At 44.6% G+C, this 25,272-nt stretch carries 24 protein-coding genes, 2 tRNA genes and 5 pseudogenes; 10 read left to right on the top strand and 21 right to left on the bottom strand.

Annotated features, from left to right (window positions below):
• Nucleotides 1-13 precede the first annotated feature (13 nt).
• Genes HUG20_RS01430 through HUG20_RS01415 form a run of 4 tightly spaced genes read right to left on the bottom strand, consistent with a single transcriptional unit; the run spans nt 14 to nt 4,005 of the window.
• Nucleotides 14-1,549 carry an acyl-CoA carboxylase subunit beta gene (locus tag HUG20_RS01430; RefSeq protein WP_343073194.1) on the bottom strand — a complete coding sequence of 512 codons (1,536 nt, stop codon included), beginning with the start codon at nt 1,547-1,549 and terminating at the stop codon, nt 14-16.
• A gap of 18 nt (nt 1,550-1,567) precedes the next feature.
• Nucleotides 1,568-2,932: an acyclic terpene utilization AtuA family protein gene (locus HUG20_RS01425; protein WP_200087184.1), complete on the bottom strand. Its 1,365-nt coding sequence runs from the start codon at nt 2,930-2,932 to the stop codon at nt 1,568-1,570.
• A 22-nt stretch (nt 2,933-2,954) separates the two neighbouring features.
• Nucleotides 2,955-3,167 (bottom strand): biotin/lipoyl-binding carrier protein, encoded by a 213-nt coding sequence (locus HUG20_RS01420; RefSeq protein WP_200087182.1) that lies wholly within the window; start codon nt 3,165-3,167, stop codon nt 2,955-2,957.
• A gap of 52 nt (nt 3,168-3,219) precedes the next feature.
• Nucleotides 3,220-4,005, bottom strand: coding sequence for an enoyl-CoA hydratase/isomerase family protein (locus HUG20_RS01415; protein WP_200087180.1), 786 nt, complete (start codon nt 4,003-4,005; stop codon nt 3,220-3,222).
• A 181-nt stretch (nt 4,006-4,186) separates the two neighbouring features.
• Between HUG20_RS01415 and HUG20_RS01410 the strand changes: the two genes are divergently transcribed.
• From HUG20_RS01410 to HUG20_RS19315, 4 genes are all read left to right on the top strand, one after another.
• The gene (locus HUG20_RS01410; protein ID WP_211199998.1) at nt 4,187-6,313 is read left to right on the top strand and encodes a sigma-54-dependent Fis family transcriptional regulator; all 2,127 of its coding nucleotides are present in this window, start codon (nt 4,187-4,189) and stop codon (nt 6,311-6,313) included.
• Nucleotides 6,314-6,371: 58 nt separating this feature from the next.
• Nucleotides 6,372-6,944, top strand: coding sequence for an FAS1-like dehydratase domain-containing protein (locus HUG20_RS01405; protein ID WP_200087170.1), 573 nt, complete (start codon nt 6,372-6,374; stop codon nt 6,942-6,944).
• 2 nt (nt 6,945-6,946) lie between these two features.
• Nucleotides 6,947-7,390, top strand: a complete 444-nt coding sequence (locus tag HUG20_RS01400; protein WP_200087168.1) for a hotdog family protein — start codon at nt 6,947-6,949, stop codon at nt 7,388-7,390.
• Nucleotides 7,391-7,565: 175 nt separating this feature from the next.
• Nucleotides 7,566-7,697, top strand: coding sequence for a hypothetical protein (locus HUG20_RS19315; RefSeq protein WP_281392490.1), 132 nt, complete (start codon nt 7,566-7,568; stop codon nt 7,695-7,697).
• Between the two features lie 24 nt (nt 7,698-7,721).
• On the opposite strand, the gene HUG20_RS01395 is transcribed toward HUG20_RS19315, so the two are convergent.
• Nucleotides 7,722-9,290: a LuxR C-terminal-related transcriptional regulator gene (locus HUG20_RS01395; RefSeq protein WP_200087166.1), complete on the bottom strand. Its 1,569-nt coding sequence runs from the start codon at nt 9,288-9,290 to the stop codon at nt 7,722-7,724.
• A gap of 267 nt (nt 9,291-9,557) precedes the next feature.
• On the opposite strand from HUG20_RS01395, the gene HUG20_RS01390 reads away from it, so the two are divergent.
• Nucleotides 9,558-9,632 (top strand) — tRNA-Asn (locus HUG20_RS01390).
• 1 nt (nt 9,633) lies between these two features.
• Nucleotides 9,634-9,709: transfer RNA gene (locus HUG20_RS01385), tRNA-Thr, on the top strand.
• Between the two features lie 92 nt (nt 9,710-9,801).
• Here HUG20_RS01385 and HUG20_RS19870 read toward each other — a convergent pair.
• The 3 genes and pseudogenes from HUG20_RS19870 to HUG20_RS01375 form a co-directional block, all read right to left on the bottom strand.
• On the bottom strand, nt 9,802-9,939 hold the full coding sequence (locus HUG20_RS19870) for a hypothetical protein (RefSeq protein ID WP_425504087.1): 138 nt from the start codon (nt 9,937-9,939) through the stop codon (nt 9,802-9,804).
• 234 nt (nt 9,940-10,173) lie between these two features.
• The gene (ant(9), locus tag HUG20_RS01380; protein WP_200087164.1) at nt 10,174-10,959 is read right to left on the bottom strand and encodes an aminoglycoside nucleotidyltransferase ANT(9); all 786 of its coding nucleotides are present in this window, start codon (nt 10,957-10,959) and stop codon (nt 10,174-10,176) included.
• Nucleotides 10,949-11,590: pseudogene (locus HUG20_RS01375) on the bottom strand (GrpB family protein). Before HUG20_RS01375 ends, ant(9) begins: the two are co-directional and overlap by 11 nt.
• Before the next feature lie 287 nt (nt 11,591-11,877).
• On the opposite strand from HUG20_RS01375, the gene HUG20_RS19310 reads away from it, so the two are divergent.
• Nucleotides 11,878-12,012 carry a hypothetical protein gene (locus tag HUG20_RS19310; RefSeq protein WP_281392489.1) on the top strand — a complete coding sequence of 45 codons (135 nt, stop codon included), beginning with the start codon at nt 11,878-11,880 and terminating at the stop codon, nt 12,010-12,012.
• 191 nt (nt 12,013-12,203) lie between these two features.
• Here HUG20_RS19310 and HUG20_RS01370 read toward each other — a convergent pair whose 3' ends face one another.
• Entirely contained in the window at nt 12,204-12,812 is a 609-nt protein-coding gene (locus HUG20_RS01370) for a hypothetical protein (protein WP_200087162.1), read from the bottom strand.
• 413 nt (nt 12,813-13,225) lie between these two features.
• On the opposite strand from HUG20_RS01370, the gene HUG20_RS19865 reads away from it, so the two are divergent.
• Both HUG20_RS19865 and HUG20_RS01365 read left to right on the top strand, forming a co-directional pair.
• Entirely contained in the window at nt 13,226-13,546 is a 321-nt protein-coding gene (locus HUG20_RS19865) for a transposase (protein ID WP_425504086.1), read from the top strand.
• Entirely contained in the window at nt 13,525-14,373 is an 849-nt protein-coding gene (locus tag HUG20_RS01365; RefSeq protein WP_425504085.1) for an IS3 family transposase, read from the top strand. Before HUG20_RS19865 ends, HUG20_RS01365 begins: the two co-directional genes overlap by 22 nt.
• A gap of 353 nt (nt 14,374-14,726) precedes the next feature.
• On the opposite strand, the gene HUG20_RS01360 is transcribed toward HUG20_RS01365, so the two are convergent.
• From HUG20_RS01360 to HUG20_RS01325, 8 genes and pseudogenes are all read right to left on the bottom strand, one after another.
• Nucleotides 14,727-15,086, bottom strand: a complete 360-nt coding sequence (locus tag HUG20_RS01360) for a hypothetical protein (RefSeq protein ID WP_200087158.1) — start codon at nt 15,084-15,086, stop codon at nt 14,727-14,729.
• Between the two features lie 240 nt (nt 15,087-15,326).
• Nucleotides 15,327-16,625 carry a group II intron reverse transcriptase/maturase gene (gene ltrA, locus HUG20_RS01355; RefSeq protein ID WP_200087156.1) on the bottom strand — a complete coding sequence of 433 codons (1,299 nt, stop codon included), beginning with the start codon at nt 16,623-16,625 and terminating at the stop codon, nt 15,327-15,329.
• Nucleotides 16,626-17,407: 782 nt separating this feature from the next.
• A complete protein-coding gene (locus tag HUG20_RS01350; RefSeq protein WP_200087154.1) occupies nt 17,408-17,611 on the bottom strand; it encodes a hypothetical protein in 204 nt (67 codons plus the stop codon).
• Between the two features lie 118 nt (nt 17,612-17,729).
• Complete coding sequence (locus HUG20_RS01345; RefSeq protein ID WP_200087152.1) at nt 17,730-18,029, bottom strand: type II toxin-antitoxin system RelE family toxin; 300 nt, start codon at nt 18,027-18,029, stop codon at nt 17,730-17,732.
• A complete protein-coding gene (locus HUG20_RS01340) occupies nt 18,029-18,355 on the bottom strand; it encodes a hypothetical protein (RefSeq protein WP_200087145.1) in 327 nt (108 codons plus the stop codon). Before HUG20_RS01340 ends, HUG20_RS01345 begins: the two co-directional genes overlap by 1 nt.
• A gap of 117 nt (nt 18,356-18,472) precedes the next feature.
• Nucleotides 18,473-18,604, bottom strand: a pseudogene (locus tag HUG20_RS01335) (AbrB/MazE/SpoVT family DNA-binding domain-containing protein); the annotation flags it as partial.
• A complete protein-coding gene (locus tag HUG20_RS01330) occupies nt 18,605-18,982 on the bottom strand; it encodes a hypothetical protein (protein WP_200087143.1) in 378 nt (125 codons plus the stop codon).
• Between the two features lie 271 nt (nt 18,983-19,253).
• Nucleotides 19,254-19,544 (bottom strand): annotated as a pseudogene (locus HUG20_RS01325) (Uma2 family endonuclease); the annotation flags it as partial.
• Between the two features lie 300 nt (nt 19,545-19,844).
• Here HUG20_RS01325 and HUG20_RS01320 point away from each other — a divergent pair.
• Nucleotides 19,845-21,385 (top strand): annotated as a pseudogene (locus HUG20_RS01320) (AbgT family transporter).
• A gap of 131 nt (nt 21,386-21,516) precedes the next feature.
• Here the strand turns inward: HUG20_RS01320 and HUG20_RS01315 are convergent.
• The 4 genes and pseudogenes from HUG20_RS01315 to HUG20_RS01300 all read right to left on the bottom strand — a co-directional run bounded on the left by HUG20_RS01315 (nt 21,517) and on the right by HUG20_RS01300 (nt 25,236).
• Nucleotides 21,517-22,631, bottom strand: a pseudogene (locus HUG20_RS01315) (NAD(P)/FAD-dependent oxidoreductase).
• 74 nt (nt 22,632-22,705) lie between these two features.
• Nucleotides 22,706-23,443, bottom strand: a complete 738-nt coding sequence (locus HUG20_RS01310; RefSeq protein WP_200087141.1) for an ATP-binding cassette domain-containing protein — start codon at nt 23,441-23,443, stop codon at nt 22,706-22,708.
• Between the two features lie 11 nt (nt 23,444-23,454).
• Entirely contained in the window at nt 23,455-24,222 is a 768-nt protein-coding gene (locus HUG20_RS01305; RefSeq protein WP_200087134.1) for an ABC transporter permease subunit, read from the bottom strand.
• A gap of 18 nt (nt 24,223-24,240) precedes the next feature.
• Nucleotides 24,241-25,236: an aliphatic sulfonate ABC transporter substrate-binding protein gene (locus HUG20_RS01300; protein ID WP_246476488.1), complete on the bottom strand. Its 996-nt coding sequence runs from the start codon at nt 25,234-25,236 to the stop codon at nt 24,241-24,243.
• Nucleotides 25,237-25,272 lie beyond the last annotated feature (36 nt).

Below are 25,272 nucleotides of genomic sequence, written 5' to 3'. Positions count from 1 at the left end.
ATCTTCACTCCCTTTAGTCAATAATCGTACCATGTTTTTTTCTCGGGAGAGGGAACTCTTTGTTTTCAAATGTATCGTAACGGGAGATAAGTTCATTCCGCAGCTCGCTCGGCACGATTAAATCATCAACGACAAGGTCACCGGATAACTTATAAACATCATAACCGGCACGGTATTCATCGCGGAGTTTCTGCATCGTTTCCGCCCGCTCTTTCGGATCCTCAATCGCTTGCAATTTGTTGGCATAAACAGCATTGATGGCCGCTTCCGGACCCATGATGGCAATTTCTGCCGATGGCAGGGCGATCGTCGTATCCGGTTCATACGCCGGGCCGGCCATCGCGTAAATGCCTGCCCCGTATGCTTTTCGCACGATGACACACATCTTCGGAACATTGGCATTCGAGCTCGCGTAAATAAAGTTGCGTCCGCGTCTGAGAATGCCTTCTTGCTCTACTTTGGTACCGACCATAAACCCGGGCGTGTCGCATAGATACAGCAACGGAATGTCATACGCGTCGCACGTCCATACGAATTTTGCCCCTTTGTCGGCCGATTCGGGGAAAATAGTCCCGCCTTTCACTTTCGGCTGATTGGCGACAACGCCGATTGTTTTTCCATCAAGCCGGCCAAAACCGACGACGAGTTCTTTTGCGTACTCTTTTTTCACTTCCATGAAGCTGTCGCCGTCGACGATCGATTCAATTAACTCCAAAACATCATACGATTTGTTGGGGTCTTGCGGGATCAAATCATCAATGTCACGCGAATCACGGCTTGGTTCAACAGCGGGTTGTTCCGGCACCTTCGCTTCAAAATGATCGGGCAGATAAGACAATAATCGCTTCGTAACCGCTGCTGCCTCCTCTTCGGATTCAACGACAAAATCCGCCGAGCCACTTTTCGTCGCGTGCATCCTAGCACCGCCCAACTCTTCCACGTCCACCTGTTGACCGGTCGCCATCTGCACCATGCGCGGGGAGGCGATCGCCATCCCCGCTATTTTGTTCACCATGATATTAAAATCGGAGAACACCGGCATATAAGCGGTACCGGCAAAACACGGACCATACATAACAGCGATTTGCGGAACGCGCCCGGAAAGCACGCTGTGATTATAGAAAATTTTGCCCCCGGAATATTTTTCGACATGATAGCCACCAGACTCATCGATCCGACCGCCGGATGAATCAATTAAATAAAGAATCGGCCTTCGACCGCGAATGGCAGCTTCTTGCATACGTAATATTTTTTCCCCGTGGAATTTTCCGATTGATCCGGCTTTTACGGTGTAGTCACTGGCGATAAAGAATGCTTTTCGTTCATCGATTTTCCCGGTGCCGGCGACAACGCCGTCAGAAGGAAGTTTTTCTTTCATCGCATTCGCAAATAATCCTGTTTCGTAATATGGTTTATTTTCATCAAAAAATAGTTCAAGTCGATCTCTGACAAACAGTTTACCGATTTGTTTATTTTTTTTATGGTTTTTTTCCGGACCGCCTTGTTTGATGCGTTCCATTTCTGCAAGCACTTTATTTTCCCTTTCCACATGCCTCACCTTCCTTGTTTAAACTTCATTCATTTGAATTTCGATGTCTTTTTCAATTAACTCACGCGGGATAAGGCTTGACCACATCCCGATAAGCTTACGAGGGGGGATATTTCCGACCGCTCCTCCCATCGATGGTGGACCATCCAGAGCTAAAGGCGGGAACATGCGACTTAACTTTGCCGCATCTTTTTTCGTTTTCGCCCGCACCGCCATCCGTAAATACACTTCATTCAACGGTTCGTTCGGTTCCTCTGCCACCGGTCCGAGAAGGGAATTATAGCCAACGTAATCCGTACGGATTTCGTCATATTCCCACCCGTACCGCTTCATTTGCGCGCGAACGATTTCATCTGCTTTTTGCGCCTTGTTCAATGCATCGGGCCACGAATAACCAATCATCACTTGCCCCATGTATCCGTTTTCATAACCGGCGACCATTTTCAATTCGTCCGGTTTCGGTTTGCCTTTTGTTCCGGTCACCTTCACTTCATTTTCAGCAATGGTTTCCAACTTCACATCGGTTAAATCAACGACCACATCCGGGGTAACATACGCGGACGGATCGTGAATTTCATACAACATCTGTTCCTTGACCGTATCGACCGTTACCAACCCGCCGCGGTTTTCAACTTTACTGACAACGAAATCGCCATTTTCCGAAACCTCCGCGATCGGATAACCAATCTGCTCCATCCCCTCAACATTCCACCATTCGCCACTGAAATTTCCGCCGGTGGACTGGGCTGAACATTCCAACAAATGCCCCATAAAAATGCCGGAAGCCAAGTGATCCCATTCTTCTTCGCCCCAGCCAAATTCGTAAATCAAAGGGGCTAAAAATTGGGCAGTATCCGTCGTTCGCCCTGTGATAACAACATCGGCCCCTTGTTCCAACGCTTCAACGATAGGGCGCGCGCCAAGGTAAGCATTTGCGAAGAGTAAATCATCCTTCACCGTGTCGATCGCTTCTTCCGTCTCCAAATGATCGAGGGAAGCGCCATTATCGATCAGTTCATCGATGCGGTTTACGACGTTATCCCCGGTAATAACGGCGATTTTTAACCCTTTAATACCTAGCTCCTTCGCCACAGCCATGACAGCTTCTCCGGCGGCCACCGGGTTGATACCGCCGGCGTTCGTCAATATTTTCATCCCTTTTGAATTCACAAAAGGCAGCAAATATTTCATGTTCATCGGCGTATCTTTCGTATATCCCATAGTTGGATCCTTTTCTTTGTCCTTCGTAAGGATGGACATCGTCAATTCAGCGAGCGCGTCAAAACATAAATATTGAACATTTCCTGCTTGTGCCGTAGCGACCGCAGGTTCAATGGTATCCCCGTAGAAACCTTGCGCCGCCCCGATCCGTACTGTTTTCATGACGTGTGCACCTCCCCCGATGTTATTCTTCAATCTTCATAACGATGTCGTCTTCCTGTATAAAATCACCTTCGCTGGCCGTTATGCTGCTAACGGTTCCGTCTTTTTCCGCCTCCACCGGAATTTCCATCTTCATCGATTCCAGGATGGCAACAACCTGTCCGACTTCCACCTTGTCGCCTTCCTTGACTTCTATTTTCCACATGTTTCCTCCCATTGGTGACTTGATTTCCATGTCATCAACCTTCTTTCCATAAGATAATCTGGCACTTTGGTATGCACAGCCTTTATTTCCCTTTCCATTCCGGTTTTCGTTTTTCCAAAAAAGCCGTCGCCCCTTCCTTCAAATCTTCGCTGCGAAAGGACACGAGGCGTAATGTTGACAAATAATCGAACGATTTCTGCAAGTCCATTTGTTCTGTCGTATAAAAAGCATCAAGGGCGAGACTCGCCGCAAGCGGGCTGTTGGAAGCTACTTTTTGTGCCAGTTCCCATGTTTCTTTTTCCAAATCTTCATGTTCAACGACACGGTGGACAAGATTCCGTTCCGCTGCCTCGTCAGCACTCAAAATATCGGCACTTAACATCATCTCCATCGCTTTTCGATCCCCGACCGCGCGCCGCACCCACGGAAGAATGACATAAGGCACGATGCCAAGTTTGAGTTCGGTTAACCCTAGTTTTGCTGTTCTTGAAGCGATCGCAATGTGAGACATGGCGACAAGCCCGGTACCACCGCCAAGTGCCGCACCGTTCACGGAAGCAATCAGAGGGGTTCGGAGCGTTTCCCCCATCTTGAATAATTCCGTGCTTTTTCTCCCATCAAAATGGAGCTCCGGTATCGGCTTTGTGAAGTTGCTTTTGAATTCCTCCAAGTTTCCGCCAGCCGAAAACGATTTTCCGGCTCCCGTGAGGATCATCACTCTTACGTCTTCATCCTCATCCGCCCGTTGCATCGCATCCATCAATTCCGTCGTGAGCTGGGCCGTTAGCGGATTTCTTTTATCCGGTACATTAAGCGTGATCGTTGCAATATGTTCGTTAACTTCATAAACAATCGTTTCGTAACTCATCGGTTCCCTCCCTCCCCCTTTAAAAATGCAATTTTTATTCCACTTTTTAAAGCAGGGAATTGTCTCTTGCGCTCCTAAACTATGTTCAGAAAATCAAACAGTTGGTTATCCATCCGCACAACTGTATTGACTTGATTTCTTCATTGGCTTAATATTTAGTTAATTAAAAGGGGGTGACATGGTGCAAGTTGGAGAACTCTCAGCGACAACGTTCGTAAAACTTCAGCCGGACACAACCGCACGTGAAACGATGGAACTATTTTTACAAAACCGCCAGGATATCGGCTGTGTCATGGAACAGCATCATTTTCTTGGAATTGTGACAAAGTATTCTCTATACCGTCTCCTATTGGAAAGCACTTCGATGGATGTAACAATACAACCGGCGATCAAAACAAACATCATTTCTCTGCAAGAAAACGAAAGCGTTTACCATGCAAGAGATATCCTTTTGGAGAAAGGTGTCGGACATGCAGTTGTGCTAAATGTCAACGAAGATGTCGTTGGTGTTTTGGCCACTTCAGATTTAATCTACGGATTACTTGCCGGCACGGACCATTTAATGACCCGATTGCAATCGCTTGTCGATAATTTGCAAGAATCCGTTATTTCCGTGGATACCGAACGAAACATCACCGCCATCAACGCCTCTGCACAAAAACTTTTCAGGCTTGAAGATACCGAAATAGTGGGGAAGTCCTCGGAAACATGGTTCCCCACGTTAGATGACGATTTATCGAACGCCGTCCTGCATGGCAAACGAACGGAAGTTAAAAAAATCAGCTTAAGCGCAACCATTGTGATTGCTTCGATTATCCCCATCCAAGAATGGGGAAAGGTTAACGGAGCCATGGCTGTGTTAAAAGACATTACGGAGCTCGAAAAAATTGCAAATGAATTGGAATCAACAAAACGAATTGAAAAAATACTGGACAGCGCATTGGCAGTTGCCTACGACGGAGTCATCATTACCGATCATGTCGGCCACATCACGAAAGCTAATCACGGTTTCATGGAACTGTACGGAGTCACTTCTTTTTCCAAAATCGAACATCAGCCTCTACAAAACATAGCTCCCGAAATCCACAAACAGCAAAGCAAAAATAGAAAAGGTGAATTAGAAGCGGAAATTATTCAAATCAACCAATACAAAGCCATCGTCAGCCAAACGCCAATCGTACAAAACAATAAAACCATCGGTTCTATCTATAAAATTATTTACCAGCACTTACACTTATGGAAAGATTTATTTAATCAAATAGAGAAATTAGAGCGAGAAATTTCTTACTATCGCGGTGAATTAAATAAAAATAATGATCCATTCACACCGCTCATTTCCAATAACAGAAAGATAGAGCAATTGAAAGCAGATGCAACAACGGTTGCCCCTTCGTTATCCAACCTATTGATTAACGGTGAAAGCGGGACCGGGAAAGAATTGCTTGCAAATGGCATCCACCTTGCATCCAACCGTCAAGGGGCATTCATTAAAATTAATTGCGCAGCCGTCCCGGAAAATTTAATTGAATCGGAACTGTTCGGATACGCGGACGGGGCTTTTACAGGAGCAAAAAAAGGCGGGCGCCCGGGAAAATTTGAACAGGCGGATAAAGGAACATTGTTTCTGGACGAAATTGGCGACATGGCTTTACCTTTGCAAGCCAAATTGTTAAGAGCAGTCCAGGAAAAAGAAATCGAAAAAATCGGGGATACCCAAACCCGAAAAGTGGACGTTCGCATCCTTGCTGCGTCCAACAAAGACATAGGAAAGCTCGTTCAAGAAGGCGCCTTCAGGGAAGACCTTTACTATCGGATAAACGTCATTCAATTGGAGATCCCGCCCCTTCGTGACCGTCTGGACGACATTCCGCTGCTGACGAACCATTTTATGAAAAAAATGCAAACGAAACTTGATAAACCGGGCATTACCGACATAAGCGCCGAAGCAATCGAAAAACTCCGGAATTATCATTGGCCCGGAAATGTCCGCCAAATGGAAAATGTGATGGAGAGAGCCTTTTTATACGCGCAAACGAACCGCATCGAAACCAATCATATTCTTATCGACGCCAAAGATCCGACCCCAACAGAGCATTCCAGCTTACATGTAGCAAACGAACATATTCCCGTAAAAGCAAACCGCAAAAAACGTATGGAAGAAACCGATAAAGTTACCATTCTGGATGCGCTGAAACAGGCGGGCGGGAACCGTACAATTGCCGCCAAAGCACTTGGGATCAGCCGCTCAACCTTATACCAAAAGTTAAAAAAATACGGGATCAAAGAAAAATCAGAGTTTTTTCTTTGATTTGGCATAAACGTTGCATGATTAAAGGGGGAAGAACTTGTTAGAAAGGAGCACTACTATGGAGGGTTGGAAAAAAGATTGGCAGCCAATGATGAACGCGATTGGGAAGGATTTTAGTGACGGAGAAAAAATATGGGGAGCAGATCCGGTGGAAAAAGGGGCAATTCGTCGATTTCTTGAACCTTTGGAATTTGACTGCCCCCTTCATTATGATAAAACCGTCGCCGATGAATATGGTTACTCGGATGTGATCGCTCCATACAGCAGCCTGTTAACATGGACCATCTCTGCTCATTGGAATCCAGGAGAAAAGATATTTACCAGTTCCGAACGAAATGCACAACCTGCCCACAATCCTGTAGGAGGAGTGCAAACAGATTTGGAACCGCAAACGGCTGGCTTTTTTGCCACGGATATCGAGTTCGATTATTTACAACCGGTTAAAGTCGGAGATTGGCTCTGCAACAACGGGAATGTATTGCTTTCGTGTGTTCCTAAAGAAACAACAGTGGGACGCGGGGCATTTTTGGTTTGGGAATCAAGCATTTGCAACCAACACGGGGAAGAAGTAGCAAAGATGCGCATCGGAACCTATAAGTACAATCCGCATACAACGAAAATGGAGGCATAATAATGAAACCACGCTATTGGGAAGATGTTTCTGAAGGGGATAAAATCCCAGCTGTTGACTTTCCGCTTACAGCTTACAGGCTCGTTATGGAAGCCGGCGCAAACCGCGATTTCAATTCCATTCACCATAATTCGGAGTATGCCCGTGAAACCGGAGCACCGGAAATGTACGCAAATAATATTTTTCTGCAAGGCATGTGGGAGAAGACCGCCCGCGCATACATTGGCCTGGCAGGAACAATCAGAAATTTGAAAGGATTTCGGATGAAACGCTTTAACACTGTTGGAGACACAGTTTCCACAGGAGGACGGGTCAAGAAGAAATGGCAAGAAGGAACCGATCATTTTCTCGAACTGGAAATGTGGTCGGAAAATTCAGAAGGAATATCTGTGGGGCCCGGAACAATGGTTGTCACCTTGCCAAGCCACACAGGAGAAAACAATTGAAAGCGGAAAGGGAACTATACCCCTTCCGCTTTCTTCTCTTTAGATGGAGATTGTTTAATAACAGAAAAAGACTGGCACATAAGCATTTTCCGTTGGTGTTGTCGAAACTGGATGCAAGGAAATCTATCCTATAAACAAAAAAACCCTTGCACTTCTGACAACGTACGGAGGGACAGTGCTGCAATGGCGAGCCTCCAGCGGAAAAACGGACGCGTCAAGCCCCCGCAGCGCCGGTTTTGCGCGAGGAGATTTTGCCGTTCGTCCGCGGAAAGCGAAGCCATGGAAGCGGCATCCCGGCTTCAGCTGATAGCTGCAAGTTGTTCAGCAATCCCTAGATAAACCCTTGTTGAATAGCGATGGCTACGGCGTGAGTACGGTTCCTCCCATTCACTTTTTTTATGGAGCTGGAAATATAATCTCTTACGGTGTATTGGCTGAGATGCAAAGCAATGGAAATTTCGCTGATGGATCTCCCGTTTTTGACAAAATTCATCACCTCAATCTCTCGCGGCGAGAGGCGAGATGAAATTGTATTTTGTAAATTATCGTACTGAGAGTCTTGATATTGCATCAACATCTCCCCGACATGGTGGCCCATTTTCACCAACACATTCATCAATTCATCGTTAACCGAAAATTCCTGTCCTTCCCCTTGATCCAAAAAGACAGCCCCTATGTATTCTTTTTTCGACAGTGAATAAATGGGAGACACGACCAAAGAATTCAGTTTAAATTTGTTGATATAGTACTCCGGAAGGGCATCAGATGCATCATCGATAAAAATGGGGCGGTACGTTCGCATCTTATTCAAAAATTCCCGAACCGCAGAGGAACTCGAGAAATGCTCCGTGATATTCTTGATCTCCTCGACGTTCAGATTATATCCCGTCATGCCAACACCCTTTTTTTCCTTCGGCAAATATAAAAAAAGCGCACAACGTTCAAATGGCAAGTAACGCACGTACCCGGAGGCAATGTGCTCAAAGGCATCTTCCAACCGCCGCCCTCGCATCACCCATTCAAAGAAAAGAGCCACCAATGCATTCCAATTTATTTGATTTTCAGCATTGGAAGCGGCCTCCCGAATGTCTTCGTACATATGGAAAGCAAGCTTTAAAAACCATTTTGTACGTGAAATATTCTTTTGGGGAACGTAAAACAAAAGCAGTTCATTTCGGATTTCTTGTGTGATAAATACATGTTTTCCAGTTGCTTCATCCTCACTCCCCATCAAACGTAATACGGCTTTTTTTAAAAGTTCGATTGATTCCGTCCGAATACTTTGCAACATGTTTAGCCATCCAGGATCCATGGAGTCCCCGTGTTTCTCCATGACATCTTTCACCTGAAAAATGGAGTTTTCCGTGCGAGCACTCACGATAAATTGCACGGAAAACTCGGGAAGTGAAAACAAATAATTTACATACGATTTCAAATTTATTGCATCTAAACGGTAAGGCGTCAAATATTGGCTCAGCACTGTAAAAAAATGATGAACCGCCTGATGATTTCGGAATGTAATTCCGGAACCGTCCGGTGTATGTATGGCTTTATGGGTAGCATTCTCCAATAAATGACAAATAAAAGTAATTTCATGTTTATCAATGTGAATGTCCTCTGCGCGCCACGCCATTTTTACTTCATTTAAGATCATTTTTCCATAGATATCTTCTTCAATATCCTTTTTTTCACCTAAAAATAATTGAGATTTCAGGCATTTTATCATCGTTTCCAGATGTGACTTCAATATTTCTTCATTCCATTGCATTACTTGCCCCTCTTTAATAATTTGGCGACGAAGCAATTGCTCCCATTCCTTAGCAATGGAACGTTCATTCATTTGGAGGATCGCAATACCTTCATATGTTAACTCATCGATCCGTTTATACACCTGCATCATCGATCCCTCCTCGGTGATTGAATATTCATTCATTATATAAAATAACATTACTTCTAAAGAAAAGGCTATTTTTATTATTATAACAGGAAAGGAGCAATTATAAAATTATAAATAATCCTAAAGTTGAAATCTGCGTTATCAGGGGAGACCAAAAATGTATAAACCAAACCATCTCCTGAAACAATAGAAAAGCGGCTGTTTATGTCACTTGCTACAAGCAGGACAATATGATAATATACTATCCGTGACCAACGATATAATACATATTCCACAGTAGCTCAGTGGTAGAGCAACCGGCTGTTAACCGGTAGGTCGCTGGTTCGAATCCGGCCTGTGGAGCCACGCTTCCTTAGCTCAGTAGGTAGAGCGCATCCATGGTAAGGATGAGGTCGCCGGTTCGAGTCCGGCAGGAAGCTCCAGTTATGCCAACGGTTACAGCCGTTTTGCTCTGGTGACATTTGCAATCGCAGTGACGAGACAGTGACGACATGACCCGCTTACCCTTACCTTTTCACGCATTAAAGAAGTTCGAGAAACGTTCCGCAGAATCTTGATGCACCTGTGGGCGGACGTGTGAATAAATGTCCATCGTGGTTTCAGCTTTAACGTGCCCTAAACGTTGCTGAACGATTTTTACATGTTCGTTCATTTCTAGCATTAAAGTAGCGTGCGTGTGCCTGCTTCATCATCAATTTGAATATTTACAAAAGGCGTATTACTCATTGTAATGACCTCTCTTTTCATTTTCCAAAATGATTCACACTCCTTCATTCATAAATTTATTACATTTATTTTGACATATTGGAAGCTTCTTTAGTAATGCTTTTTTAGGTCAAGACATATTCTGCTTATGCCATTAATGCGCTTCGAGGAAGATCGTGGCTCAGGTACTAAAATAAGCCTCTATTTTCTCTTTCATATGACTGACCAACGACATGACTTCGGCTTCCATTCCGTCCCAATCATCATCATACTCGCCAAGATAAGCTTTTCTAGCGATATCGAGCACTTCCAATTGTTGCTTCGGTAACTTAGGGATCGCCCATTGTGCAGCCACATCTTTTGGAGAAATTGTACCTTCAGCCATTGTTTGCCACATGCGAGCGAGCGTTAATAGCACATTACGTTCGTCACCCTTAATATCATCAATTAACTCTGGCAAAGACGCCTCTATTGCTTTTTGAATATCTGTGATCGGAATGGGGTCAAGTATCGTTGACAGATCAGACCCAAAAAGTGAAACGCTATGCTCTCGTGCTTGTGCTAAAACAATAGCTAAATCAGGATCAACCGTTGGTTCTGGAATTTGACCATCCTCAAATTCAGACCTAAGCCATTCTCCATAGACCAATTCCTTCCTTGGTGGATATTGCCAAGGTACGTTATCTTCTTCATTAATAACGATTAATTCAAGGTACCGTATCCCCTTTTCATTTCCTATTTTTCCCGATATCGGTATTAAGCGTTCTATTAGTTTTCTTCGAGTAGCTTCAGATAATCGCTGATTCACGACAACGAGGACATCGACATCACTATTGATGCGTAACCCGCCGCTTACTGCCGAACCATAAAGAGACACACCAACTAACTTGCTTCCGAATACATTCTCCGCAATTTTTAATGCGTCAAATGCTTCCTTTGGTATTTCTTCATTAGTCCTATTGCTCATCAGCGACAAACCCCTCTGCTCGCTCCATGATTTCCTGGACGACTGAATCTTTGGCATCCGCATAGTGCTGTACATGTCGCCATTCACGCTGAGACAGACGACGTTTGACAGATGCATATTGATCTCGATCAGACGCATTAGCTCGAAGCTAATCCCGAAATCTCAACATTCTTTGAACTTCAGATACACCTTTGCTAAATACGTGTAAATGAATATCTGTACCGGGACCTTTGAACATACGGTGCTCAAACCACTCGGGTTCCCGAATACGTAGCGTGTAGCCTGCTTCCTCCAAGTCCGATACATAGGTCGCCTCGTCAGCAGTGTCATTTACAACTAATAAAATATCTATAATTGGCTTGGCACACAATCCCGGCACTGACGTTGAGCCAACATGTTCCACTTGCAAGGCCGTGTTGCCAAGTACAGAACGTATCCGATTGGCCTCTCGTTCAAATAGCTCTGGCCACCGGGAATCATATTCATGGAGGGTGATGGGCGCATTGTGAGGTTTACGTTCTCCAACTGTAGCCTTCTGAAGATCTTCATCACTTTTAGGTGTTGAATTTGAACCATCCTGCCTCGAGGGCAATTCATCCACCTCCTCGTTATTATTTTTATTTCTTAGCATTTGTACATACCACAGCTGTTTGTAAAGTTACAACAGTCAGCTTTTTATTTTTCTTGACCAATTTATCCTTGACCTCAGGTTAGCTGGCTTTTTTGTGTTCTGTGCGAACGGTGAGCAATCACCCCTGGATAAGCTGTTTATTGTATATCTATTTTATCATAGGGACTGCTGAATAACGGAAAAAGACTGACACATAAGCATTTTCCGTTGCTGTTGTCAAAGCTGGATGCAAGGAAATCCATCCTATAAGCAAAAAAACCCTTGCACTTCTGGCAACGTAAGGAGGGATGAAGCTGCAATGGCGAGACTCCAACGGAAAAACGGACGCGTCAAGACCCCGCAGCGCCGGTTTTGCGCGAGGAGGCTTGACCGTTCGTCTGCGGAAAGCGAAGCCATGGAAGCGGCATCCCGGCTTCAACTAATATATGTAAGTTGTTCAGCAATCCCTATCATAGTTCAGAGCATTGACGCTTACCATTCAATATTGATGCATCAAATGCTACAAAGGTAAAGGAAGTTTTGAAACCAGATGACGTTGAATGTCTCAATGCGTCTTCGATCTTTACGATTTCAGCCTTTTTTTCTAAGACATGATCCAATCCCACCATAAAGTTCAGGATTGTTCTTCCGCGTAATTGGTGACATTGGGCGGATCAAAATTGTCATTATCTCTTAGGTAATAATCAATGTCACGGTACATATCTCTCAATTCTTTAACCAACTCATCCCTTTTTTCATCATTATCAATGTTATCTTTTAAATCCAATGTCAATGCCTTAATGTCTTCAAAATCTTTTTTTAAGTTGTCATTATCTACGATATCCATTAAATCAGGAATGCAGTCCTCAACCATTCTCTCTCGGTCTTGTACTGGTTCACAATCCAAATCCCTATGAACATCATCTTCTAATCTTCCCAATGTGTAATTTTCATCATCATATCCATAGGAATCATAAGCCGTCATATCCATGTGATTATCTCTCACAAAATAAGAGATGGCGGGGTTCTCAATATTATTTTTGTCTATACTAGGATCATAATCCTCTGATTCTTGTTCTGGTTGATTTTCAACATCCTTTAATTTCTCTTTTTGTTCTTCAACTGCTTGCGCTGACTCTTTTTCCTGATAACTTAAACTATCAGATTCTTCCGTTTCTTCAGAGCAAGCTGATAATAAAAATACAGTTGTTACCATTACCACATACGTAATTATATTTTTCACCGTAATCAACCCTCCTACTCAAAAACCTATTTTACATATATTGAGAAGAATTACAAGTGGGTTTTTCGAAATCACTAATGAAACAAAAAGGACACCGTCATGTCGCCCTTTTTGTTTACCCCGGCTCAGAATGTGTGAATTGAGTGGAAGAAAACATACCATACGGAGTGTAAAAATGAATTGAAAGTCACTTCACCACAACATTCAGTATTAAAGGTAAAAGCATCATATACCCATTGCTGTACCATTCATTTTGGTTTCCCATCATCACCACCCTTAAAAAACAAAAAAATACGCCAAAAACAACGGCGTAAAAGATCATCATTTTATTTTGCTGTTATTTAGCATGTGGAAACTATACTGTAACCAGGGTGTTGGACACAAAATGAGAAAAAATAAGATAAACTATAGCTATGAGTAAACAAAGAAGAACATACAGCCCAGAAGAAAAAGCCAAGATAGTTTTGGAAGTTTTGAGAGAGGAAAGCACCCTCAAAGAGATATCCCAAAAATATGGGGTGAGCCAACAGTTGATCAGTCGATGGCGGACGGAATTCTTGGATAATATGCCAACCGTCTTTGATAAAAAAGCTGCCAAAACCGAAAAGCTTAAACAGGAGCATGAAGCTGAAAAGGAGGAGCTCATCAATCAAATCGGAGAGCTTACGGTAGAAATGAACTGGCTCAAAAAAAAACAAGAACAGGTCTCGGATTGGAGGAGAAAAAAGCATTAATCGAGTTTGATCATAGCAAGATATCCGTAAAGCGTCAGTGTCAACTCTTGAAACTATCCAGGTCGACGGCTTATTATCCGATCAACGTTAAGCAGCCTGATCAGAGGGAAATTGCAATTAAAAATGCCATCGACCGAATTCACTATGATGAGCCTGCATTTGGCTGTCGCCGCATTCGCGGAGAGCTGCATAAACGTGGCTTCAGCGATGTTGGGTTCAAACGTACACGCCGATACATGGAGGAGATGGGCATTGTCGCCTTTTATCCCGGTCCGAATTTAAGCAAACGGGATTTACAAGCTCGAACCTATCCCTACTTGCTTCGGGGTGTGAGCATCACTCGTCCCAATCAGGTCTGGGGGATTGACATCACGTATTGCGGCACACCTACAGGCTTTATGTACCTTGTGGCCACCATCGATTGGTTCTCACGGCTCGTTGTGGGTTGGGCCTTGAGCAACACGATGCATACCGATTTTATCATACGCGCCGTAGAGGAGGCGATCCAAGCGTACGGTAAACCTGACATCATCAACAATGACCAAGGAAGCCAGTTTACGTCCAACGATTACATTAACTTCATCAAAAACTATGAAACCGTGAAAATTAGCATGGACGGGAGGGGGCGCGCGACAGACAATGCCCGGACAGAGCGGTTTTTCCGGAGTTACAAATGGGAAAGACTCTATCTTCTCTGCCCGGAAACGGTCTCGGAATTAAAGCAAATGACCAAGCTTTATATGACTCATTACAACTGGAACCGGCCTCATCAAGCTTTGGAAGACCATACACCGGCACGCATTTATTTTGGCGAATGTGGTATGTAAGCACCCGTTCTAGCGAAAGAAACAGACGCTACAAGATGCCCGTTCTCGCCTTGCTGGGAGCCGCCGAAGGGTACCATTGACAGCTGTGTTCGCTTCCGCGATCCGGCGGTTGGGGATCGGGGCCCCCGGCCGCAGGATCGGGTTGAAGCGATGGGTTCGTGGTAACCTTCGCATGCGGCTGATGGCTCTTTGAGCTTTTTTCACCCAGCCGCCATCACATGCACACCACGAACCCAAACAGCTGTCAATGGCGGCGGATCTGGCTGGTGAAACTGGGCGGAACCAACAAATACCAGAAGCCAAAATGATGAGCTATATGAAATCCAAATACAACACATTTTAGAGGGGAGGATTTATCTTAAAAAATCAATTTTCGTGTCTTGACAAAGGGTTACATTACATTTTCCGGTGGAGCGCATTTTCCAAACAAGACACCCGGTTAAATAAAGCTCATCTAAAACATATACACCTTTCTCTCGGAACCTTTTTGTTTTAGCCGATATTTGTTGTAATTCAAACAGTCTGTTGGTCACAGTCAAAAAAGTCACTGAAAGCTCAGTGCTGTACAGCTTCTCTTCCCGTTCATCAAAAAACTCTCTTATCGGATTAAATGATCTGTGCTCATAGGCGGCAATTGTACTCGGCTTGAAGTTAAAAGTTCTCAGTTGCTCAATAGCATTTTCGATTAGCTGAGATACGTAAATCTCCTTCAAACTAACTCCTCCTCCTGACTTTTCAATATTTTGATGTTGTCAGGAGAATTATATATTCCTATTGCTATTGATGAATAGATATTTCAGAAAAATTATCCCGACTTTTGGGATGGCGGTGGTATTGAAAATGCCTATGTTTCAATACTAACAGTGACACCAAACGCAAAAGTCGGGATAACAATTTTGTCGGGATAAGATCTGTTATTCCTATTTCCGGATAACAGATCCACACGTGCGGGTCTACGCATGTGGCTCCTCCCATTTATCCCGTTTAGGGATAAGTTTCTGGTAAACAGATGTTAAGCTAACAAGATTTAATTGATGAAGGTAATCATTATCGAGGGCGACGTGAACCATCGGACTTTTGGAACTTCGCCAGGCGAACATGCGAATCCCTCGCAGTTCATCCTCCTTCCATCCTTTGTGTCTTAATACACGATGGAGGCTTTTCACATGACGCCAGCTTCGTAGCTGTATCATGCGCAATCGGCGACGAATCCACGCGTCCCATTTTTGAAATTTCCCTTTCACATGTCCACGACCAAAGTAATTGGCCCATCCTCGGATATACGGGTTCAATCGGTCGTGAATGAGTGTCTCAAGGTCAACCGTTTGGTTCCGTCTTGTGATTTCCTTGACTCTTTTCTTGAATTTCGCTTCCTTCTTCGGATCGATTCTTCGGATATGCTTATAGAACTCAAAGCCCAGGAATGTAAACGGTTCTTGGTTGACATCAACGACCTTGGTTTTCGTTGGATGCAACGTTAATCCCAAGTCATTTTCAAGGTAACGGGTGACACTTCTCCTCACTCGTTCGGCACCTTTCTGGCTCCGACACAGAATGACGAAGTCATCCGCAAATCGAACAATACGATGCCCGCGCTCACTCATAAGCTGATCCAGCTGATGCAGGTAAATATTGGAAATTAATGGACTCAGGACGCCCCCTTGGGGCGCGCCCATCGGTGTGTCTTCATACAAATTTCCTTCCATCACACCTGCTTTCAGAAATTGCTTGATGAGTTGAATGACGGAGCCATCCGTGACTCGCTTACGGATTTGCGTTTCCAAACGGTCATGCGGAATCGTGTCAAAGTAGCTTTGCAGGTCCGCATCAATCACATACTCATACCCTTTCCGAAGGTGTTTACTCACTTGGTCTAGGGCCATGTGTGCGCTGATATTCGGGCGGAACCCATAGCTACACGGAAGGAAGTCTTCTTCAAAGATTGGCTCAAGAATGTTTCGAATCGCCGCTTGTACCACTCGATCTTCCACGGTTGGGATACCGAGCGGACGCTTCTTTCCATTTTCTTTCTCAATCATCTTCCGACGGACCGGCTTGGGGCGGTAACGCTTTTCCTTGAGCTTTTGTTGGAGCACTTCTAGATTGTCCTCCAACGACATTTCATAGGCTTCAATCGTCACCTTGTCTACACCGGGAGCCCCTCCGTTCTTCTTCACTTGAACGAAGGCATCTCTTAGGTTGGCTTTAGCGAACACTTTGTCGTACAAGCTGTACCACACGCGTCCTTTCATCTGGCTACGCTCCTTACGTCACTGCTTTCCGTTCTCTCGCTGTTTCTGTTTCTCCTTGTAATGGCGCTTCTTGTAAGGCAATTAGCTCTTGGCAGTCCTTACTTTCACATGCCATCGGCGGTGGACGGTGTACCCTTCTGTTCGACCCTGGCATCAGTCCTCTTTGACGCTTGTCCAGTTTCTGCCCACTTCCACAGACATCCGAAAGTCTACTCGCATTGATCTTCATGGGTCACGCCCTTCGCATGAAATCCTTGCCTTTTGGGTCAAGGTTTCCAACTGTAACAATGCACAGTTTCACTCATGTGCTGTCCTCGTTCCTGTTACCAGGAAGTCTTAGGCACGAGCTTCTTCACTACTATGGCGATCTCTGACTTCTCCCTCTCATCTCAATATCCTTGGCATCGCCTTGCGATATCAATACCTCTATGAGGAAGCAGGGAGATCTCAATGGGTCACATCATACACTTTCTCCCTAATCCAGCCCTCTTAACACTTTGAGCGATCAGCTATTTGGACTTCCTGTTTTCTTGCACAGTCATCCCGCTCGCGTGCCAACATGGGAACCATCATGGCTTTCAACTCTGTTCAGGGATTTGCCTTCAGATCCTCCGCACGATACCTCACGGTCATCGCACTATCTGTTAGCTATTGCTTACCGGCTGTTCGGCTGCATTCGGGACTTGCACCCTTTAGCGTATGTGCTGCCACTCGCGAAAAAAATCGGTAGCGGGGTCCGCTACCGATGAAACTTATATCTAGTTCACAAAAAATCCTCGGTTTCACTCCGAGGATTTATGGCGATTCTCTTTGTATTTTCGAATAAGCTCGCGTGTGATTTCCATTTCTTCTTCGGTGTCCTTGCCACGGCTATCGGCGTAGACGCCACCAAAATGATCATCAATATATTGCTCATCGGGGTCAACTGGTGTCATGGAACGGCGTTGTTTTTTCGGGTCGATATTTGGGTGATGGACACGGTTCATCGTGATCACGCTCCATGTTTTAATTATAACGTAATGAGCCGCTCACATGCCAACCCTGCTGCCTAAAAAAAAGAACCGACCGCCGATAAAGGCGACCGGTTTAAATCACCAGCACCGTTTATAATCGCTTGTGGGCATCCTTATAAATTTTTTCATCGGTACGTTTCCCGATCGCAATAACCGTTATGACATTCGTTTGCTGTTTTTCTTCGCGGAAGATCATTCTTAAACCAAGCTTCCGGTGTTTTACTTTCTTATACGTCTGTAACCGCGCATATTTGGTGTTACCTAACGGTTCTCCGATGCCTTCGCCCCGCTCCTTCAGTTTTTGGATGGCAGCGTCGACCCATTGTTTTTCATTGCCAGCTAATCGATCATACTCTTTGGCAGCTTCAGCGATAACATAGACCTCAAACATCAATCAAACAATTCCTCGTCGCTCAAATTAGCATAAGGGTTATCCGTCAAATCGGAAGCAACCATCTCATCGGCATTGACCCATTCGGCGCTTTCTTGTTCGGCTTTCAACGCACGAACATTGGCAGCAGCTTCAAATACTTCTTCTTCTAACCGTTCGATTAAGGCATCTTTCCGTTTTAATTCCTCCAAACTAATAATCGCTGCTTGCACTTGGTCCCTTTTAATAATATACGCAGGTTCCTCTTGCACGGAGTTGAGAATTTCGGATAATTTTCGTTTGGTTGTAGACACGTTAAATAAGCGATCATTATCAATCAGCGTCATGATGCTCACATCCTTTCTGACTCCCATTATACGCTTTTCATCTTATTTTGACCATAGGAATGTTCATGATTAAGAGCTTAATGAAGACCACATAGAAACCCTTTTCTTCTTAGTGTTCCCGATCGGCGAGTTTTTTTTGAGGAAGATGCTTTCATCATGGTCCACAAACATTTCTAATTGCTCATTTTTACGAAAACGAAGCGTTTTCCGAATCTCTTTGGGAATAGAAATCCGACCTAAGTCACCCATTCATCGAACAATCGAACAATACCAGTCGCTTTCTTCCAACCAGAATAGGGCGTCATTATTTTCCTTATCTGTATCGTGACCGGGCGTTGATTTATGAACGTGGTCTGCATACTTTTGAATACTGAAGAATAGGATCAATCCAATTAATCCAACAAAATATAACTCGCTTTGCATGGCTAATCGACCATATTCTTCATGAATCATCGCTTGTTGGTCATGCAACGTTGGAAGGAGGTAAACAAAGACGTAAGATACGGCCAGCCCCCCTGAAAATGACATCCATTGTTTTCGTCTGATTTTGTTGGTGGGAATAATCTTGTCGGCGAAAAGAAAGACGCTCATGTACACAAAGCCTATAAAGAAAATATCCCATGACACTGTTTACCCCTCCATCGACAGAAACCGGCTCTTCATGAATAAAATCTGACTAAATAAGATATTTATACCATTTTTCTAAAACAAGCATGGGAGTCTCCCAATTGGCTGTCTGCTGCTTTATTCCGTCGAACCCTCATTGCTTTTCTACCGTTTAACCTAAACCCTGAAGGTCGTTGATTTGTCGCCAAAAATTAGACGCAGCAATCCAACCCGACATCCGTTGCGCTTTGCGTAGTTTGTTCGTCAATGTATATAACCGGTCTTTTTCTTATTTCGCTTCATCAAAACCACTTTTATCGCAAATCACAGATAAATCCGGTATAACGATTTTCGCTCCTTCCATCTCTTCATTTTTTAGCTCTATATCAAAAGAAGCAGGGAACACTTCACAATCCGATTTCTCTAAATGCTGAAACAGTCGTGCGTGTAATCTTGAAGATATTCTTTGGTGTTTTGTAGAAGGTGTTGGAGACATATAAACAATTCCATCAACATATTCGATCAATTGTTCTGCACCTTCTCGGTTTCCTTTTTGAAAATGTTCATTTAATCCTCTACTAATTAGTTTCTTCCTCTTAATCTAATTCATCGGCACCAATTGCTCCCGTGCCGATAGCTGCTGTTTACGAACCGGGACCCAATCCCTCTTTTCAGATTTCTGAATACTTATTATATATCATACCACAGTAATTGTACATACAGAAGATAAGGAGGCATTTAATGGTTCCATATAACAATAACCCATCACCCCTTAGATCCCTTCTTCAGGTCTCGAATCTTGACAATAAAGATGAGCGCTCATTATAATATGTATTGTTTTGAAATTTGTATATATTTAATCAGAGAAAGGAAAGCTACTGTCATGAGGCGGGAAAGTAAAACGATTCGTGCGCTTAATTATATTGAGAAAAAAGGGAACATGATGCCTCATCCCATAACGATTTTCGTTATTTTTACGTTAATCGTCATTGTGCTCTCACATATTCTCTATCTCGCGGGAACGAGTGTGACCTTTGAAGGAATTAACGATGAGACGATGGAAACAGAAATGTTAACGATTGAGGCAATCAGTTTGCTGAGTGCTGATGGAATTGCATATATGTTTTCAACCATTGTTTCCAACTTCACATCATTTGTGGCTCTTGGTCCTGTTCTCGTTGCTATGCTTGGAGTCGGCGTTGCCGAAAAAAGTGGCTATATTAGCGCGATCATGACCAATACTGTGACGCGAGCACCTCAGAAACTTGTTACGCCAATTGTTGTACTTATGGGGGTATTATCGAACGTAGCAGCCTCTGTTGGATACGTTGTATTGGTGCCTTTAGGCGCTATTATTTTCTTGGGATTTAATCGGCATCCATTAGCAGGATTGTCTGCAGCATTTGCCGGAGTTGCGGGCGGCTATTCCGCCAATCTATTCCTCGGTACGAACGATCCGATATTAAGTGGCATCTCTACTGAAGCTGCTCATATTTTAGATGCTGGTTATATCGTTCATCCTACAGATAATTGGTTCTTTATATTTGTCTCTACGATATTAGTCGTTATCATTGGTACGCTGATTACCGATAAAGTCATCGAACCGAAATTAGGAAAGTACGTACCCGATGAATCGGCTGAACCGGGGAGTGTGAAAAATACAGTTTCCGCAATTGAAAAGAAAGGTTTACGTTGGGCGAATAGCTCGATTTTACTAACAGCGGCGGCGATTGCCTTACTTGTCCTCCCGGAAGGAGCGCCTTTACGCGGTGAGGACGACAGCATTATGGAGTCGCCATTTATGAACAGCATAATTTTTCTTATGATGTTGGTTTTTCTAGTACCTGGTATCGTTTATGGTCTGGTTACGAGATCGGTTAAAAATGATAAAGATGTCGCTAACCTCATGACCTCTTCCCTGGAAACATGGCAGGATTTATTGTATTAATTTTCTTTGCCGCGCAGTTCGTTGCCTTTTTCAACTATACGAATTTAGGTACGATTCTAGCTGTCAATGGAGCGGAAATATTGCAGGCAATACAACTTGATGGCGCACCATTGCTCGTCGCGCTCATATTCATTACAGCGATAATCAATATATTCATTGCTGCAGATTCCGCAAAATGGGCAATTATGGCACCTGTATTCGTTCCGATGTTCATGCAGATGGGAATATCTCCCGAGGTCACACAAGCAGCTTATCGCATTGGAGATTCAACAACAAATATCATATCGCCCCTAATGCCATTTTTCCCATTGGTTGTCGCATTTGCACAACGATACGGAAAAGAAAATGGTGTAGGTACGGTCATATCACTCATGTTGCCGTATTCGGTCGTCATTCTCATTTGTTGGTCGATCTTTTTTTTCGTATGGTACTTGCTCGGAATCCCTGTCGGTCCCGGCGCGAGTCTTAATTATTAACTAAGGAGAATCGCGCACTAGCCGGAGCGTTCCTATGTATAATGAACACCTGCTAGAGTGACACCCCAAACTTATCCGTTAGTTTGGGGTGTCACCTAAAGTGCCGGTGATCCGTTATTGCATTCGGACTTTTACCTTTCAAACCGAAGCGGGTTATAAGGGGACAGATCAACTTCAACTTCCTTGCCAAGAACAGCGTCACTCATCTGTTTACCAACGTAAGGGCCCATCGTTAAGCCTGAAGGTCCGAGGCCGTTGGCAACGCTTAAGCCTTCAATTCCCTTTATGCTTCCCATTAATGGAACGTCATCCGGGCCCATGGGACGAAAGCCAATACGAGTTTCGAGCACCGTGCTTTCTGCTAATCCGGGAGCCAACGAAAGTGCGTTTTCCAGTATCTTCTGAATGCCTGCGGCTGTTAGACGGTAATCAAAACCTACCCCATCTTCACGGGTTGCGCCGACTACCACGCGGGAACCGTTAAAGCCGAGCACGTAATAACCCTTTCTCGGGGCAGCACCGGCCAATCGGATGTATCGGTTTCCGGGATGTGCAAATGAATAATCTGTCCTCGTTGCGGTTGGATGGGAAGGGAGACACCTATAGGAGCAAGAATGTCTGGAGCCCAGGCACCGGCAGCAACAAATACATGATCCGCTTCATATACGTCTTCATTTATATATACGCCACTCACCCGTTGTCCTTCTTTTTTCAGTTGTGCTTCGCCATGAATAATGGTTGCTCCTTGTTTTTCGGCGCCGCGTTGGAGAGCATCCTTTAATAGCCGACCGTCTACGCGTGCTGCTCCAGCGATATGTACCGCATCCAAATGGGCCCCTAATGGCGGAAAAAGGTCTCTGGCTGCAGCATTTGTCATACGTGTGATTTCTCCCACTTCCGGAGATGTTTGCCGGGCGTCATGGGCTTGTTTTTCAATTTGATCGAGTTCTGCCACGTCTTCGCTTACCGCAAGCGCGCCCACGCGTTTGAATCCCCAATCATCTTCCCCGTCTGCGTGTAACATCTCGACTAACGTTTCGTAGTAATGAGCACCCCCGCGCGCCAATTCATACCAGGGTTGATTTTCTTTTCGCTCCGATATCCATGGACAAACAATCCCTGCGCCAGCGGCAGTGGATTGTCCTTCGTGTTGTCGCTCCACAAGCGTTACATTCGCCCCTTCAAGGGCGAGATGGTAAGCAGCGCTTGCGCCCACAATTCCTCCACCTACAACGATTACGTTCATGGTTAGCCTCCTCTATGGTGTGCATCTAATCCCGTTGTGACCGAAGCACCGTAAAAACAGCTGTCTCCTTTTGTTTATTCTTCTTTCAAAATCCTCGAGAACACTTGCTTTTCGAGCGCAACCATTCGTTCATTTGAAACATTACGTGGGCGAGGTTCCGAATTGGTGAGATCAAGCGTAATTTCACCATCTTCAATCAGAAGTATACGATCCGCAAGTCGCACCGCCTCACGGACGTCATGGGTAACGAGGAGAGCGGTGAAGCCATTGTCCAACCAGATTTTCTCAATCCAATCCTGCATCTCGGTACGTGTTAAGGCGTCGAGTGCGCTTAATGGCTCATCGAGCATGAGTAATTGCGGGTCACGAACGAGTGCGCGCGCAAGGGCAACACGCTGTTGTTGACCACCGGAAAGGGTCGCAGGCCATTCATTGCTAAATTGTGTGAGACCTACTGCTTCGAGCACTTCTGTGGCGTGCTCCTTCCATTTTCCTTTTAAGCCAATGCCCACGTTGTCGATCACTTTTTTCCAGGGAAGCAGGCGTGAATCCTGATACATCATGGTTACGCTCGCTTGGGATTTTCGTGGCTCCTCATCATTAAAGAGCAGCGTGCCTTCGTTAATTTCCTCGAGACCGGCAATGAGGCGCAGCAATGTACTCTTCCCGCTACCGCTTTTTCCAACGATCGCAACGAACTGACCTTGATCAACGGTGACGTTGATATTGTGGAGGACTTCGTTGTTCCCGAATGACTTATGGATTTGTTCCAACTTGATTTCTATCGCGTTTTCATGTGTTTGTTGTGCCAATGCACTCTCTCCTAATTACGATAATTCGGATGCCAGCGTAAAGAACGCTTCTCTCCAAACTGGGCGATGACATCGGCCAGTTTCCCAAAAAGGGCATAGAGAAGGACGGTAACAATGATGACATCGGTTTGCATAAATTGACGTGCATTCATGGCGAGATAACCAAGTCCCTCACTAGTTGCAATTGTTTCCGCCACGATCAATGTTAGCCACATGACTCCTAATGCATAACGGAAACCAACGAAAATGGATGGAAGTGCCCCCGGCAAATAGATATGGCGAAATAATTGCCAGCCGCGTAAGCCATACATTTTTCCCATTTCAATAAAACCCGGATCCACACTACGGATGCCGTGTAATGTATTGATGTATATCGGGAACATGACACCGAGGGCGACAAGGAAAATTTTCGACGTTTCGCCGATTCCCATCCATACAATCGCTAATGGCAAAAGGGCAAGGTGCGGGATATTCCGTACCATTTGAATGGACGTATCAAATGTTAAAAACGAGACTCTCGACCACCCATTTAAAACACCCAGTATTAGCCCGATGACGCCTCCAATAATGAGGCCTACAAAAGCACGGTATAAACTGATTTGAATGTGTTCAAGAAGTTCACCGCTGCTCAACATTTCCCATAGAGACGCAAGGACTACTGTAGGTGCAGGAAACAAGCTTGGTGATACGATTCCAACCATCGAAGTAATTTGCCAGATTCCCAAGACGAGAATAGGCAAAATCCATGGCAATAGTTGTGATTGAAATTTTTTCTTCATCAGGGTTCACCTACTGTACTATTCTAGATTGTCAGATGTCCAAGGTGCATCAGTAGGCATAACTTCGGAGACATCTATTTCATCTTCAATCAAGTCAATTTCATAGTAAACATCCGCTTGCTGTTGTTGCGCATCAATGATGTCCTCATCGATATTTTCAACTCCAAAAGTTCGACGATCAATGGCGCGTTCCATGACACTTTCATCCATACCGACCATACCCGCGAGCAGTTCCGAAACATCTTCGGGATTTTCGTTCGCCCACTGATCGGAACGATTGGTTTCTTCCAAAATCATTTGTACAACTTCCGGAGATTCTTCCGCGAATTCGTTGGTAGCAAAATAGAAGGTACGGTTTGGATAGTCGGTCACATCATGATCTAACGTCCGTACATTCAGATTTTCTTCAACGGCTGCGAAGAATGGATCCCAGGAAGCGAGTGCATCGACCTCATTGGATTCCAATGCAGCTTGACCTTGAGAAGCATCGTTCACATAAGTGAAATCAACATCATCAAATGATAATCCTGCTTCTTCCAATGCTAAAACTGCAAGATAGAAGTGATTACCGCCTTCTGTCGCTGCAATGCTCCTACCTTCCAGGTCAGAAACGGAGTCAATATCGGAATCCTCTTGCACCATAATGCCAACACCCTCTTCGTGCGGCACACTTCCCCCGGTATAAACAATGTCGTGGCCAGAAGCTTGGGCGAAAATCCCCGGCCCATCCGCAGCATTGCCATAATCAATATTTCCGCTTGCAAGAGCTTCCATCAAGGCTGAACCGACTTCAAACTCGATCCACTCGACGTCATACCCTTCCTCTTCCAAGCGTTCATCCAGGTATCCAGTTTCCATTAATACATTCAACGTATTCCCTGTTTGATATCCTATCGTCACGGTGTCACCGTTTCCCTCTGCATCGTTCGTGTTTGTATCGCCACAGCCGGCAAGGCCGAGGCTCAATAAACCTGCGGTCAAACCTGACTTTAAAAAGAATGATGTTTTCGTCAAAACTCCTACCCCTTTACTCTTTTTATTTAACGTGAT

The sequence above is a fragment of the Salicibibacter cibi genome, assembly GCF_016495865.1.
GTDB lineage: Bacteria > Bacillota > Bacilli > Bacillales > Marinococcaceae > Salicibibacter > Salicibibacter cibi.
The sequence above is the reverse complement of the archived record's forward strand: the minus strand, read 5'-3'. Positions and strand labels throughout refer to the sequence as shown.

Bases quoted from the DNA above. Each gene is read 5' to 3' on its own strand.
- HUG20_RS01425 (WP_200087184.1), bottom strand. From the start codon at position 2,932: ATGAAAACAGTACGGATCGGGGCGGCGCAAGGTTTCTACGGGGATACC.
- HUG20_RS01420 (WP_200087182.1), bottom strand. From the start codon at position 3,167: ATGGAAATCAAGTCACCAATGGGAGGAAACATGTGGAAAATAGAAGTC.
- HUG20_RS01415 (WP_200087180.1), bottom strand. From the start codon at position 4,005: ATGAGTTACGAAACGATTGTTTATGAAGTTAACGAACATATTGCAACG.
- HUG20_RS01405 (WP_200087170.1), top strand. From the start codon at position 6,372: ATGGAGGGTTGGAAAAAAGATTGGCAGCCAATGATGAACGCGATTGGG.
- HUG20_RS01400 (WP_200087168.1), top strand. From the start codon at position 6,947: ATGAAACCACGCTATTGGGAAGATGTTTCTGAAGGGGATAAAATCCCA.
- HUG20_RS01395 (WP_200087166.1), bottom strand. From the start codon at position 9,290: ATGATGCAGGTGTATAAACGGATCGATGAGTTAACATATGAAGGTATT.
- HUG20_RS19870 (WP_425504087.1), bottom strand. From the start codon at position 9,939: ATGAACGAACATGTAAAAATCGTTCAGCAACGTTTAGGGCACGTTAAA.
- HUG20_RS19310 (WP_281392489.1), top strand. From the start codon at position 11,878: ATGAAGCTGCAATGGCGAGACTCCAACGGAAAAACGGACGCGTCAAGA.
- HUG20_RS19865 (WP_425504086.1), top strand. From the start codon at position 13,226: ATGAGTAAACAAAGAAGAACATACAGCCCAGAAGAAAAAGCCAAGATA.
- ltrA (WP_200087156.1), bottom strand. From the start codon at position 16,625: ATGAAAGGACGCGTGTGGTACAGCTTGTACGACAAAGTGTTCGCTAAA.
- HUG20_RS01350 (WP_200087154.1), bottom strand. From the start codon at position 17,611: ATGAACCGTGTCCATCACCCAAATATCGACCCGAAAAAACAACGCCGT.
- HUG20_RS01345 (WP_200087152.1), bottom strand. From the start codon at position 18,029: ATGTTTGAGGTCTATGTTATCGCTGAAGCTGCCAAAGAGTATGATCGA.
- HUG20_RS01340 (WP_200087145.1), bottom strand. From the start codon at position 18,355: ATGACGCTGATTGATAATGATCGCTTATTTAACGTGTCTACAACCAAA.
- HUG20_RS01305 (WP_200087134.1), bottom strand. From the start codon at position 24,222: ATGAAGAAAAAATTTCAATCACAACTATTGCCATGGATTTTGCCTATT.